Here is a 14,562-nt window from a genome sequence, read left to right as displayed (position 1 = left end):
GGGTTAACAATTAACAGATTGCTAAGCGTCAAGATAGTTTTATGGCAAATCCAATAGATGACATTGCTCGACAAGCTCGCGAGGGATCGGTTGCAGCGATTATTCAAATCCTTAATGACAAACTCGCACAGGTAGGTGTCAGAGCCAGAGCCGTGTTTGCAGAGGGGGTGATGCAACTGCTGTGCGAAGCTGCAACACCCCAACTGCTCGAACAGTCTAGCTTGGTCGATCGAGTCCGAGAAATTTTGGAGGGCATTTCGCCCCACAATATTCGCCGAGTTAACATCAACAGCCGGCTTGTCCGAGAACATCAACTGCTGTGGCTCGAAGAAATAAGCCGCGATCCCGATAATCAACTGTTGTGGTCTCAAGAAATTAAACTCAGAAAGCCGAATTTGTTCAAGCGTTTGGCCACCGCCCATCACGAACGCCAAGCTCTCTCCGGCAAGCGGGCTTTGCCGAGAATGGCTGCACCTCGCTCGATGCAGGAACCGCGGCAATTTCAGCGCGGTATCGTCGGCGGCGTCAGCTTGACCGTGCTGTTGCTCGCCGCAGCGGTCGCCATCTACAAAGGACTCAATTCCCAAGTTGCAAACAGCACACAAGCCACCACCCAAGCAGTTGCCACTGCCGCTCCCTCGGAGGCAAAACCTGCTTTGAAAATTTCTAAGGAGACTGCTAATTCTGCTGTTGACTCTTTTGCACAAGCAGTGCGAATGGCCGAGCAAGCAGCCAACGACGGCAAAACCGCTCAATCTCGCCAGGATTGGTTAGTCGTAGCTGCTAAGTGGCAGCAAGCTTCAGATTTGATGGCCGCCGTGCCCTCCAAGCATCCCCGCTACACAACGGCTCTGAACCGGACGGCACTTTACCGCGAAAATAGCGATAAAGCCCAACAGGAAGCACAAAATAAGTAAGTAGGAAAGTCGGATAAATTTAACAATCTGGGCTTGAAGGGCGTCTCCTGGAGTTGCGATAAATGAGTTTTTGAGCAAAAACTCGGAAACTCTCACATCTGTTATGAGTGAGGAATTTTGAATTTTGAATTTTTGCGATCGCCGTCACTCGATCGGCGGATTTGTATCACAATAAAAATTTGTTAGGATCACAAACTTAAATAGGAAACATCACAGAGTGAGGAGAGGGGTGTCACTAAGCGGTCTCTAGAAAAGCTTTATACTACTAATAACGGTCAAAATTAGCGGGAATGGGATCGATCCTCATCCGGTAAAAGATGGTAAAGTTCATCCCGCACAGATCGAAGGGTAGAAAACAGGAAAACAGCACTCGGTCATATCTGGGTATATTTTCACCACATATTTAGTGACCCGCCTACGGGCTGCCAAACACAGAAAGCAGGCTCATAACAGTCAAGCGGGCAGTTATGGATAGGTTCTATCTTTGCAGCGCGAGTCGGCTCAAACATCATTAAAATAAAGGCTTGATTGCCACGATCGATCGCCAGGGAAATCAAGACTTTACTCCGAGCCACCGATCGCCAAGAGAGTCTTGCACTTTGCCTTTACCGCAAATCCCAGAACCAGTATCAGTCCAAAACTTTTTGGATCGTCTTATGCAGTACCAGGTCGATCCTGCCCTTATCGGGCGACAAATTTACCAAATTCTCGCGACCAGCTTCGATCGAGAAATCCTGCTGCTGCAAATAGCAAATACTTTGGGGGTTGCTTGTCAGGCTGATTTCTGTTTTGTTGCTGCTGTAGCTGACCAGAAAATAGTAAATCCGAATGCTTGCTGGCAAAATAGGAGCGATGGCCCCAATGCTGTCGGTGCTGGCGCAGATTCAACTCAAACACCAGAACACTCCCAAACCACAAGATTAAAATCGCCTAGCATATCACTCGAACATCCCGTCTTGGCAAACGTGCTAGCAGACGGCGAGATAGTGGCGATATCCGACTATCTGGAGAGTCCGGCAGCTTCAGATCCCAATTCCCCCGTGACACCGCTGCGGTGTCGGGCAATTTTGGCAGGAGCTGCGCGATTCTCCGGGGCTGTAAATGGCATAATGATTCTTGGTAAGTCGCACCCTCACGAGTGGACGGGGGCCGATCGGCAGCGCCTAGAAGCAGCATCGGACGCGATCGGCATCGCGATTTCCCACATTCAAAAAAATCAAGAAATTGCCACTTTAAACGAACAGTTACAGCGACAAGCTAAATACAAAAATCTCCTCGGCTCAGCAGTTGCAGCAGCGATCGACACGACTTCAGAAATCGAGCAAATTTTGCAGCAACTTATTGAAAATACCGTCGATACCCTGCAAGTAGATAGAGGTCAAATCCTGCTGTTGAAATATACAGACCCCCTCTTAAAAACTTCCTCCCCCAATCAAACACCCAAAGCAAAAATTGTATTAGTTTGCGAATCGGCGTTGACAAAAAATCAAAGCCGATTCGCAATTGAACAAAGCGATGCGAAACAAAGCTCGACAGCCAAAACAAAAAACAAGGAGAAAACTTCTAATTCCACATCCAAAATCCCCAACTCAAAAGCAAATAACTCTCCCGCTTTTTGGATGTCGGAATCTAGTTTGTGCGACAAAGCATTCCACAGCGCACCCAAACCCCTCGTCCTCGCTGCCTCCGTCGAATTAATCGGCAACGAACCGCAAAGCGTCGCAGAAATCTTGAAACTCCAAGGCATTCGCGCCGGGGTGATGGTTCCCCTCACTGGCGGTCGCTGCCAGGAAACCGTCTTGGGGTTCTTGATTTTGCAGCACTCCGAGCCCCGCGCTTGGAGTCCTGAAGAATTGGAAGTTCTGGAATTAGTCTGCGCTCAAGCGAGCAGGGCGATTATCCAAACTCAGACGCTCAAGGAAGCGCAAACCCTAGTCGAAGACAGAACCGCTCAGTTGCAGCAAAGTCTCGACGTGCAGGCGAAACTGTACGAACAATCTGCCATTCAACTAGAGCAACTGCGCAAATTGAAGCTGATTAAAGACGAGTTTGTCAGCACTATGAGTCACGAGTTGCGCACCCCTTTAACAATCATGAAGCTGGCGATTCTGATGCTCAAACAAGCTGAACAGCCGTCAGCGAGTCGGGCTAAGTATCTCGACATTCTAGAGCAGCAGTGTTCTAAGGAAACCGCTCTGGTTAACGATTTGCTGGCCCTCCAGCAGTTTGAGCCTCAGCAACTCCCTATTTCTCTAATCAAAATCGATCTCAAGCGTTTAATTCAAGATTTAGCTGGGGATTTTGAGAAAAAGTGGGCGGATAAGGAATTGACTCTAAAGGTGGATTTGCCCAAGTTGGCCCCTTGCTTGGAAACCGACCCGGACAGTCTCAAGCGCGTGCTGCTGGAACTGCTGACGAATGCTGGAAAATACTCGGCTTCTGGAACGGCGGTAGTTTTCGAGGCGTCTGAGGTGGCCGGCTGTATTTTCCTGAGCGTTTCTAATTTCGGGCCCGGCATTTCTGCTGCTGATTTGCCCCACATCTTTGACAAGTTCCGCCGCGGCACAGGCATTACTGACCAAGCGATCGCCGGTACAGGTTTGGGTCTGGCGCTGGTAAAGTCTTTAGTGCAGCACTTGAATGGTACTATTGATGTGTCTAGCACTCCGGCAGAAAGTTCTGAAGCTGACGAGTTGTGGCGCACATCTTTTACTCTGACTCTGCCGCAATCTCCAGCGGAACTGTGTAATCTAGGAGAATAGTTGGGTTGAGAAGTGGCTCTTAATTGGCAGCGCGCGGCGGCGAAACCAGAAGACTTGCCTTTATAGGGAGATTTGGAAATGTGGCAAACGCTACCAAATTCTCCTTTTTGACTTGTTTGTCTGGTTGCGGGCCTAAATTGCCGGTTCTCCCTAGAACTTACAGCAGATTCTACGTTTGTGAAGTACAGCCGCCTATCGTTCGATTCCCTTATGGACAAAGGCTTTCGCCGTGTCCCTACACTCCATAAACCTGGAATATGCTGTATATGATGTCCGGTTATTTTCCCGTAATTAGCGCGTGTTTGTAGTGAGGAATTTAGTCCTCTATTTATAAATTAATAAGGACTTGCATTCCTTACTACGAACTTAATTATGGTTGTATAACTGGATCGGCTTATTACCCAGTCTTGACTAAAGAAACCGAGTTTTTTAACTCTTTCAAAGGCCTGCAACGCGTCTTTTTGTACATCGAAACCGGTTTCTGCGTCCTGGAATGTCCCCTAAAAATCGTCGCGCTGCATGGAACTCTCAGAGTGAATATTATGCTGACAAAAGCTGCACCGAAACTCCTGCGTTGGCAACGTTCTAAATATTCGCCGCTGGCACGACAAATAGACGTTTTTGCTGCGGCGGGAAAGTTTATGTTTTTTTTGTGGTGGGATGGACTGCTGCAAAACAATTCGCCTCATACTAGAAGAATTCGCGCTCATTGGTTGGTCAATACTTTGCTGAATTTAGGCCCGACTTTTATTAAAATCGGGCAGTCTCTCTCGACTCGGGCGGATTTGCTGCCGCTTGAGTATGTGAAGGAGTTGGAACAGTTGCAGGACCGGGTTCCCGAGTTTAGTTCCGAAGAGGCGATCGCTCTTGTAGAATCAGAGTTAGGCAAGGATATTTATGCTTTGTACCGCGATTTTGACCCGTTTCCGATCGCGGCGGCGAGTCTGGGACAGGTACACAAAGCGAGGCTGCACACCGGGGAAGATGTGATTGTGAAGGTGCAGCGTCCGGGTTTGGAAAGTTTATTTGATTTGGATGTGAAGGCGGTTCGCCAAGTTTTGCGTTTTTGCGATCGCCATTTGCCTGGGACGCGCAAGTACGACCTAGAATCTATTTATCACGAGTTTTTTAAGATTTTATATCAAGAAATTGACTACGTGCAAGAAGGTAAAAATTCCGATCGCTTTAGCCATAATTTTCTAGAATATCCTCAGATTATTGTCCCGAAAGTCTACTGGCAATACACGACTAAAAAAGTGCTGACTCTAGAATACGCACCAGGCATTAAGGTGGACGACCGCATTAGTTTAGAGGCGATTGGAGTAGATATTGCGAAGCTCAATCAACTCGGAATTTGCTGTTACTTGAAGCAGTTGTTAATTGACGGTTTTTTTCAAGCTGACCCGCATCCGGGAAATTTGGCGGTGACAGAAGATGGTAGCTTGATTTTTTACGACTTTGGGATGATGGCAGAGGTGAAGTCTCTGGCTAAAGACCAAATGGTCAAGACTTTTTTTGCTGTGATGAGAAAAGATACTGATGAGCTACTCGATACTTTAATTACGATCGGCTTAGTTGAACCGATGCCGGATATGATGCCGGTACGCAGGCTGATTGCTTTTCTGTTGGATAAGTTTATTGATAAGCCGATCGACTTTCAAGCTTTTAATGAAATTAAGAACGAACTTTATATCATGTTCGAGCAGCAACCGTTTCGGTTGCCAGCAGAAATGATGTTTATTATCAAGTCGGTGACGACTCTCGACGGCATTGCTAGAACTCTCGACCCTAACTACAATTTCCTAGCATCCGCTCAGCCTTTTGTCAAGAGTATTGCGGTGAGCAAGGGGCGGGGAAATGCGATCGGAGAATTGGCAAGGCAAGCGCGAAGTTTTATTACATATAAGTTACGGCAGCCGAGCAAATCGCAAGTTTTTCTCAAGCGTTTGGAGCAGCGAATTGAAGAGGGCGAACTGCAAATTAGAGTGCGAAATATCGAGAGCGAAAGAGCCTTGAAACGCATTAATCTAGCCCTAAAAACTCTAATTTTTGCTTGTCTGACTGGTTTTGTGTTTCTGTCTGGTGCAGTGCTGTTGGTGGGAGGATATCAAACGGGGGCGATCGCAGCTTTTGCTGTTTCGGGATTCGGCGGCTTGTTTTTGTTGCGCTCGTTGTTAGATTTGTTGGTTAGGGAAAAGCTCGATCGAATGGTCGAGTGATAAATATACTTGGTAATTGCGTTCGTAGTGAGGACGAAGAGTCCTCATTTAAAGGACTAAATGCTGGCTCATGTCTTCTGCATTTGTAGGTTATATCAAATCCGGTAGCATCGGAATGATATAGAGGACACGGCACTGCCGTGTCCCTACCGCGATTAATTGTAGGGACACGGCACTGCCGTGTCCTGGCTGTGGGTAATATTAATTCCGGTGCAACCGGAATTGATATTATTTAATGCTGCCAACCGTTCATATTCTGCTTGTTCTGCTGCTAAATTTGCTTCAATTTCTGCTTGATTTGCTTGATAATAAGTCAGTGCAGCATAAACCTGCGCTAAGGTGAGATGATCCAAATCGGCTGCTATTTCCTCAGCATTATTAGCTTGTTTGTATAAAGCTGCAATTCGCTGCACTGATGTGGCAGTACCTGCTACGATCGGGATGCCACCGCGAAGATGCAGAGCGCGGGTAATTAAAGTGCCAATATCAGTTAAAGTTGGCATAGGTGAATCTGGGGTTAAAAATTCTAATTTTAGTATAGCTCAAAAATTTAATAAATTTTTGAGCTATACTAAAATCAACCTTCCCTAAGTGTTCCACAAGATAAGAAGCCGCAGGATTTGGTATGTCAATCACTGTTCAAGAAATTTACGATCGCTTTCTCTATACCCTTTCGCCAACCGAGAGATTACGGTTGGCAACTCTTATTCTCAACGATTGGATGCAGCAAAATCTGTCTATTGTCGATGAAAGTGAGACTTGGTGGAATGAAGAAGATAAATTTGATGTTACCACATTTTATTTGCATTACGCCACCGCCCTTTTTCCTGAATTACTTTGCAGTTAGCTAACGGTCAGGAGGTTTATTCTATGCAATCGCTCAATCTTGCAGATATCCAACCTTTTTTAGATAATCCCGAACAGTTAGCCAATCAGTCAATAAGTTTTCAAATCTCAGTTACAAATTATCTTCCAACGCCGCGCAACTTGCTAGAAGTGCTGGTAAATAGTTCAAATTCCCAAGTAGCGGAAGCTGCAAGACTCCATGTAAATTGGGGAGGAGAAATCACAGAAGATTGGCAAGAGGTGGCAGATGCAGTGTTGCGAAATGCTCAACTAGAACAAAATGATAGACTCGCAGTAGAATTGCTGAAATTTGCTCCGGTTCCCGACTATTTTCTAAGCGAGTGGGTTCCGGCAAATCCACTCTTGGAAGGACTTCGCAACCCGTATTTACCTAATCGGTTTCGCCTCAAAATATTCGAGCGCTTGTCGAGAGAACCTTCTCTGGAACCGCGTCTTCAGATGACAGAATTGGCGGATGCACCTTTAGCAATTTTAGAGCAATTAGCGGGCGATTTGGAGTTACCAATTCGCCTGGCAGTTCAGTATAATCCCAATTGTCCGACAGAGTTAATTCTGCGTGTGGAAAGTCAGCACAATGCTGCTCAAGATTGGAATACAGAGCCGCAACAGTTGGCGACTTTAGCAGAGAGTAGTTGGTCTTGGGTGCGTTTAGCAGTTGCTCAAAATCCTCATGCGTCGCCGGAAGTTTTGGTGAAGTTGGCGGGTGATGCTTATGAGAAAATTCAATTAGCAGTAGCTATTAACCCCGCATCGCCAGAAGGCGCGATCGCGATGCTGGCAAATCATCCCGAAAACTCGGTTCGGGATGCTGTGGCGAAACATCCTAACGCTTCCGAAGCAACTTTGCTGCAATTACTTCCTAGCTACAGCAATGTTATTATCAACAGAAATAACCTACCTATCAGCGTTTTAGAACAATTAGCTGGCGATCGCAACTTGCACTACTCGCTGCTTAAACAGCCAAACCTACCAGGAGCAATCTTGGCACAAATGCTTGATAGCTCATCTGAATCTAATCGCGCGAAAATTGCCGAACATCCGCAAGTTTTAGCGAGTACCTTAGAGCAATTGGCACGAGATGCCGATCCTAAAGTGCGGTTGGCGGTTGCACAAAATCTCAATACACCCGATGCTTTGCGATCGCAACTTTTACAGCAGTTGGCAACTGAGTCTGACGAGAAGATTCGCGTCGCTGTTGCTTCCCACCCTAGTACCCCTATTCCCGTTTTAGAAGAGTTGGTGAATTCTACCCTCTACGGCGGCGATCTGTGGGACAGACTCCATCAATATATTTCCAATGAATCCCAAATGCAAGAAATCCGCACCCTGCTTGACATTGCGCCAGCAACTCAGTTATTGTTTTGGCTAAATCAAGATCCCAATTTGCGCCAACCAATTCTGCAACAATGGGAGCAAATCGCCGCCACTGTGAGCGAACAGAAACTTCAGGAGTTGGGTAGATTATCAGCATTGATGATTGGTATGTCTGGCGGAACCGGGATGATGGCAGGAGTAAACTCTATCCTCAGACAGCGGGACGATCTGCTCCCTCTGTACGGTTTGCTAATATTACTATCTTGGGGCGATAATGCCAGAAGCCGTTCTATTTTAGTCGCTCTTGCAGGTAATCCCAATACTCCGCCAAACGCACTGGCAAAATTGCAGCAAATAGATCCTCAAGCGGAGTCAGGGAATTGGAGGGTGCGCGTGGCTTTAGGGTATAACCGAGCGATTTCAGAAGCGCAGCGAATCGAATATTTGCAACAGGCGATCGCTTCTGGTTGGGGCGATATCAGGGAAACGATCGCCAAAAATCCCAATACCCCCGTATTTATTCTCGAACAACTCGCCCAGTACAGTACACATATAGTACAGGCGATCGCAGCTAATCCCAATGCTCCTGTCAGTATACTCAGACAAGCCGCCCAACAGGATAACTCTAGCACCCTGAAACTGTTAGCAAAAAATCCCAGTACACCGACAGATATCTTAGAAGAACTTGCTCTTAATAAGGGAAAAGACGGCGTTCGAGAGGAAGCTTTCAAAAATCCTAATCTAGATCCGCTAATCATTTATCGGTTTGAGTTAGAGTCGCAAGCAGCAGAAGAAATCGCCAAAGCTAATGAATTCTTCGCCAGTCGGCTGCACAGTCCCTACGCGATCGCACAGGTGCTCAGGAACGGCGATCTAGCTTCCCGCATGAAAATTGCCCGCGATCGCAGAACGCCCGTTAATATCCTAGAGCAGCTAGCAAGAGATCCCGATGAATCCGTCCGACAAGTAGTAGTAAATAATCCCAACTTACCTCTAAGCATTCACTTGGAATTAACCCACGATCCGAGCGATCGCGTCCGGCGGGCTCTTGCAACAAAATCCTCTGGCAGGTCAACTCCTGTTGAAATTTTAGAACAGCTAGCTAATGATAAGTCAGACTGGGTTAGGGAATTAGTTGCTGAAAACCCAGAAACTCCCTTAGAGATTTTAGTGCAACTGGCGAATGATTCTAGCCCCCAAGTCAAGGCTAAAGTAGTCGCTAATCGCAATACGCCTGTGGAAATTTTAGAGCGCTTAGGTTTGCAAGAAAGGATTTTTAATAAAAATAACCCCAACACTCCCGGCAGCGTTCTAGCAGCGGCCGCTACTCGCGCCCGCTCTAACTCTAATCCCGACCCGCTAGTCGATTTGCTAAAATACCCGGTTAAAGGTTCCCAAATGCCCGCCAGCACCTTAGAAGAGTTAGCGACTCACAGGAATACTTCCGTTCGCCTTCAAGTGGCAGAACACCCCAACACTCCAGCTAGCGCTTTGGAAAAGTTAGCCAGCGATCCTGTCTGGTACATTCGCACCAATGTATGCCAACACCCAAACACTTCTACTGGCGTATTAGAAGCGCTGCTGATGCGGGAAGATCCGAACGGACAGGATTACCATAGGATCTGCAACAGCCTAGCATCCCGTAAAGATCCACCCCCTAGCATTCTGGAGAGGTTGGCCAGCGATCGGTATCCGCAGATCCGAGGGCTGGCTGCATTGTGTTCAAATACGCCCCTGACAATCTTAGAGCGCTTGGCTACTAACGAGTCTAATGAGGATGTACTGCAAAGTTTAATCCGCAATCGCAACCTTACGCTGCAACTACTGTGGCAACTCGCTCAAAATCCTAATCCGAAGGTTCGCATTTATGTGATTGAAAGTTCCAAAATTACCCCGGAAGTTTGGGCGCTGTTAGCAAGGGATGAAGATGTTGCTGTGCGGCTGGAACTCGCAGAGCGATCGCACTGCCCCATTACAATTTTGGAAGTATTAGCCAGCGATGAAAATAAGGACGTTCGCCAGAAAGTAGCCGTTAATCGCAACACGCCTGCGATCGCATTAGAAATCTTGGCAACTGACGTAGATGCTGCGGTTCGCACCGCCGTCGCCAATCGCAACACGCCTGCGCCAGCTTTGGAACAATTGGCCCAAGATCGAAGAGTCGAAGTTCGCCTCGCCGTATCTCGAAATCCCAATAAACCTGCATCTGTGGGAGAATCGCTGAGGGAATTGCAGCCACCGACTCGCCAGGTTAGCCCCACCCTGCGCGGACTCAGCCGCATATACAATCCCAATACTGACGATTTGCCGTCACTGCTTTCTGAATACGTCCAATCTTCCAGGCCTTTTGTCTGGTTTGTAGCATTAATGCACCCCCTGACTCCTGCTGAGGCATTGCGTCAGGGTTCCGAGTCGGTATCTTGGCTAGAGCGGTATGCTGTTGCTAACAATCCAGCTACTCCGCCAGAGATTCGTCAGCTACTCGCTGAAGATAGCAACCGCATTGTCCGAGCTACGGCTAAAGCTTATCTCTGAATATTAATTAGTTTGGAACTTTTGTCAAGATGAAATTGGAAACAGAACAGCTACTCGCCACTTTAGAGGTTTTCTGCAAATATCTCAACAGCGATTTGTTTTGCGAAATTGAAAAAAACACCGATGAATATCCCACTCGCGCTTTCTTTTGGGAAACTGAGGAACAGGGAGAACTTAATGTTTGGAATCTGACGATCGCTAATGGCTTAGCCAGACTCACTGATGTAGAATTAGCAATAGAAAGTTGGCAACTTACAGAGCGCATAGGAAAAACAGTTAAGAACAGCATTTACTCGCCAGATTGGGAAGAAAGCGATAATATCTTGGATGCTGATACAGAAGCCGATAGAGCAGAAAAGTATCAATCTCTCTGGAAATTACTCAATTCAAATTTAAGAGATATTCAAGCTTTTAATCTCAGCGCTCACCACCGATATTTAAACTTTTGCATTATTCTTTGCAAAACAAAGAACGGTGACTGGATCTGTTTAACTCCCACTATGGCCAACCAATTTAACTTTCGCGATGCCCGCGCTCCTAGTTACAATGAGGCGCAAATGCTATGCGATCACTCTCTGGGAGAAACTACTTTAGCATTAGCCTCTCAAATTCAAACAATTCTTGCTGAATTAACTCCCATCAGTATTCATCGATACGACGGCGGTGGCTATAAATATACTTATGAACATAAAATTGTCTATGCGGCTGGCACTACAAAAACTCTAGCTTTTGAAAAAGCTTTACAGGTAGCAAAAATGCTAATAGTTACAACTTCCAATCTTGATTATTATATCCAAACAAACCAGAAAAACAGAGGCTAGTCGAGTTTCTAAATTTAAAATTACGCCATCTCAAATTTTATACACTTTGCTTTTGGGATATGGGTTACATTTACAAAATTGGTGAAGCTGCAACAGGAAACTGGCTGGGTATAAATGCGATCGCTGATTTTGAATACAGAGGATAGAGACATTGTGTTAGCTATGGGTAAAGCTTATCTCTGAATATTAATTAGTTTGGAAAATTTGTCAATATGAAATTGGAAACGGAACAACTACTAGGCACTTTAGAGGTTTTCTGCAAAGAAATTAACAGCTATTTATTTTGGGAAACGGAGGAAAACATCGATGAATATACGAACAGCGCTTTCTTTTGGGAAACTGAGGAACAAGGCGAATTTAATGTGTTAAATCTGATGATTGCTAATGGCTTAGCCCGACTCACTGATGTAGAATTAGCAATAGGAAGTTGGCAACTTACAGAGCGCCGAGGAGCGGCATGCGATGACGATGGTTACGCGCCAGCTCGCGAAGAACGCGATAATATTTTGGATGCGGATACAGAAGCGGAGAGAGCAGAAAAGTATGAATCTCTCTGGCAATTGCTCAATTCAAATTTAAGGGAAATTCAAGCTTTTAATCTTAGCGCTCACCACCAATTACCTGACAATTTAAACAGGAGTCATCCCTATTTTGATTCTTGCACTGTTGTTGGCAAAACAGATGACGGTGACTGGATCTGTTTAACTCCCACTATTCCCGATCAATTTAACTTTTGCGATGCCCGTGATTCTAGTTACAATGAGTCGCAAATGCTATGCGATCGCTCTCTGGCAAAAACTACTTTAGCATTAGCCGCTCAAATTCAAACGATTGTTACTGAACTAACTCCCATCAGCATTTATGGATACTACGGCGGCGGCTATGATTATACTTATGAGCATAAAATTGTCGGTGCTGCCGCTGCTACAAAAGCTGTGGCTTTTGAACAAGCTTTACAGGCAGCAGGAATGCTAAAAGTTACAACTTATCATTCTGATTATATCTAGGACTTACGCATTGACAAAATAACCAAACAGTGCATTGATAAATAATTGTCGTCTCCTTTCTAAGTATGGAACAATGAGAAAAATAACTAAACCCTCTACGGCACAATGCAACGCCGACCTTTACACCTCCTGCATTGTTGTCAGAACCCAAACTGGGAGGATGTAGCAGATTATCAGAGATATTGGGAGATGTTTCTCACGATTCTATCAATCGGTTTTTGTTAAGAGAAAGGTATGAGCCGAAAGACTTATTCAGTCAGATAGAGAAAATAATCAACTTGACAGGAGGGGTACTAAGTGTAGACGATACAGTCATAGAAAAGATTTACAGCTACCCTAACAATGCCGAATTGATTAGTTATTTTTGGTCAGGAAAAGCTCATAAAACTATTATTGGTTAAAATTTAATCACCCTATATTACAGCGATATTAATGGTAACGAGCGTCCCAATAAATTACATAATATATGATAAAAAGGAGGGAAAAACCAAAAACGATTACGAAGAGAGAAATGGTGAGTGAAATAATAAATTGGGGAGTCAAGCCAAAAATAGTAACAGGAGATGGTTGGTATTCAGGAGTGGAAAATTTAAAATTTCTAAAAAACCAGAAAGTGGGTTTTCTCTTCGGAATTGAAAAAAATAGGACGGTCTCAAATGAGCCACATAATAATTGCCAGGTAAGCACTCTGGTCATTCCTGATTCAGGATTGAGAACTCATTTGAAAGAATTTGGATTTTAAAAATTGTTTAGGAAAAGCTTTAAAGAACAGGTATCTAGACACTATATTTTGTATTTGCCAGACTCGTCAAAGATTCAGGAGATAACAAGAGATGAATTTCTCGCAATTCATGATAATCATTGGGAAATTGAAACATTTCATAGAGCCCTCAAACAAGTATGTGGAATTTGTCGTTTCATGGTGAGAGACACCTCTGCAATCAAGACTCATATATTTTGTTCACTTCAAGCATTTGTAAAATTGGAGTTTATGCGGTCTGAAAAAATAATTGGTAACTGGTATGAAGTGCAAAGGAATCTATTCACTTCAGTTATACGTGAGCATATTTTGGCAAACCGATTCAGTCATGGCATTGTCTAGAATACATAGATGATATTTTTTGTCAATGCGTAAGTCCTAGAAACTAAACTAAAGAAACCCGGTTTTTGACGTTTCTACTGGCTGTGACGCAGTATTCTCGCAAAAAAACCCGGTTTCTGACCACCCGTAAGTCCTAATAGCAATAGGGGCAGGCAAGATGCCTACCCCACACACTAGATATCACTGTGATATCAGACTTAAATTTTCAATACCCCCAGGGGAATTCGAATCCCCGTCGCATCCGTGAAAGGGATGTGTCCTAGGCCTCTAGACGATGGGGGCGCGTTGCGTTTGCTTGTGTTCCGCACCTTTATTACCTTAACTAATCTTTCCCAATCTGTCAACTACTTTGCGAAAGTTTTTTTTCTAGTCGTCCCAAAGCTGCTCGCAGTAGGCTTTGAGGATGCTGGCGCAGTTGCCGATCGCCCCCAAGCGAGCAATCTCGAACCCCCACGGGTGTTCTGGGTGGGGAAGCCCAAACAAGCGGCGCGGGGGACATGGCCGAACTTCATGGCGATCGAAGCGTCGCTACTAAAACCGCTAATTGGCGCCAACTGCACCTCTACGCCCCCTGCTGCGGCTGCTGCGCGCAATTCCCCGTTCAATCCTTCACTTTAGATGATAGTAGCCAGAATTTAAGACCCCACTGATAGAGTGAGGCTTTGGGACTGTCAAACGGGAATCCCTAAAAATGTACGTCAATGGTATGGGTTTCCCGGCGATTAACGAGTTAAGGGAGTCACGCTCATCAGCTTTCCTGATGACGCTCATCAGTTTAACTGTCGCTACACATCTTTACAAACGTTAACAATACCGTTAATAATATAAACATCATCCGAACATTGACAACCAAATACAGCAATCATAAACAAATGACAACCACCTTACAGCAGCGCGAAAGCGCCAACCTTTGGTCGCAATTTTGTAACTGGGTAACATCAACCGACAACCGCATTTATGTAGGTTGGTTCGGCGTCTTGATGATTCCCACCTTGCTGAGCGCCACCATCTGCTACAT

At 45.4% G+C, this 14,562-nt stretch carries 8 protein-coding genes, 1 tRNA gene and 3 pseudogenes; 9 read left to right on the top strand and 3 right to left on the bottom strand.

All coding sequences use genetic code 11. From position 1 onward, the window contains the following. Positions 1-41 precede the first annotated feature (41 nt). The 3 genes from QUA02_RS19580 (at position 42) to QUA02_RS19570 (ending at position 5,898) form a co-directional block, all read left to right on the top strand. A complete protein-coding gene (locus tag QUA02_RS19580; RefSeq protein WP_333030024.1) occupies positions 42-917 on the top strand; it encodes a hypothetical protein in 876 nt (291 codons plus the stop codon). A gap of 524 nt (positions 918-1,441) precedes the next feature. Beyond that, entirely contained in the window at positions 1,442-3,679 is a 2,238-nt protein-coding gene (locus tag QUA02_RS19575; RefSeq protein WP_333030022.1) for a GAF domain-containing sensor histidine kinase, read from the top strand. A gap of 542 nt (positions 3,680-4,221) precedes the next feature. Beyond that, positions 4,222-5,898, top strand: coding sequence for an ABC1 kinase family protein (locus QUA02_RS19570; RefSeq protein ID WP_333030085.1), 1,677 nt, complete (start codon positions 4,222-4,224; stop codon positions 5,896-5,898). 155 nt (positions 5,899-6,053) lie between these two features. Here QUA02_RS19570 and QUA02_RS19565 read toward each other — a convergent pair whose 3' ends face one another. Next, entirely contained in the window at positions 6,054-6,401 is a 348-nt protein-coding gene (locus tag QUA02_RS19565; RefSeq protein WP_333030020.1) for a DUF433 domain-containing protein, read from the bottom strand. Positions 6,402-6,523: 122 nt separating this feature from the next. Here QUA02_RS19565 and QUA02_RS19560 point away from each other — a divergent pair, with 122 nt between their 5' ends. The 5 genes and pseudogenes from QUA02_RS19560 to QUA02_RS19540 all read left to right on the top strand — a co-directional run bounded on the left by QUA02_RS19560 (position 6,524) and on the right by QUA02_RS19540 (position 13,544). Further along, entirely contained in the window at positions 6,524-6,745 is a 222-nt protein-coding gene (locus tag QUA02_RS19560) for a hypothetical protein (protein ID WP_333030018.1), read from the top strand. A gap of 23 nt (positions 6,746-6,768) precedes the next feature. After that, positions 6,769-10,614 carry a hypothetical protein gene (locus QUA02_RS19555; RefSeq protein ID WP_333030017.1) on the top strand — a complete coding sequence of 1,282 codons (3,846 nt, stop codon included), beginning with the start codon at positions 6,769-6,771 and terminating at the stop codon, positions 10,612-10,614. A gap of 29 nt (positions 10,615-10,643) precedes the next feature. Continuing rightward, on the top strand, positions 10,644-11,435 hold the full coding sequence (locus tag QUA02_RS19550) for a hypothetical protein (protein WP_333030016.1): 792 nt from the start codon (positions 10,644-10,646) through the stop codon (positions 11,433-11,435). A 212-nt stretch (positions 11,436-11,647) separates the two neighbouring features. After that, positions 11,648-12,442, top strand: coding sequence for a hypothetical protein (locus tag QUA02_RS19545; protein ID WP_333030014.1), 795 nt, complete (start codon positions 11,648-11,650; stop codon positions 12,440-12,442). Between the two features lie 73 nt (positions 12,443-12,515). Then, a pseudogene (locus QUA02_RS19540) lies at positions 12,516-13,544 on the top strand (IS701 family transposase). 209 nt (positions 13,545-13,753) lie between these two features. Here the strand turns inward: QUA02_RS19540 and QUA02_RS19535 are convergent. Both QUA02_RS19535 and QUA02_RS19530 read right to left on the bottom strand, forming a co-directional pair. Further along, a tRNA-Glu gene (locus tag QUA02_RS19535) sits at positions 13,754-13,826 on the bottom strand. An 84-nt stretch (positions 13,827-13,910) separates the two neighbouring features. Further along, a pseudogene (locus tag QUA02_RS19530) lies at positions 13,911-14,155 on the bottom strand (M42 family peptidase); the annotation flags it as partial. 261 nt (positions 14,156-14,416) lie between these two features. Here QUA02_RS19530 and QUA02_RS19525 point away from each other — a divergent pair. Next, positions 14,417-14,562, top strand: a pseudogene (locus QUA02_RS19525) (photosystem II q(b) protein); the annotation flags it as partial.

This window comes from Microcoleus pseudofavosus SVA1_A4 (assembly GCF_036700565.1).
Lineage (GTDB): Bacteria > Cyanobacteriota > Cyanobacteriia > Cyanobacteriales > Microcoleaceae > Microcoleus.
The sequence above is the reverse complement of the archived record's forward strand: the minus strand, read 5'-3'. Positions and strand labels throughout refer to the sequence as shown.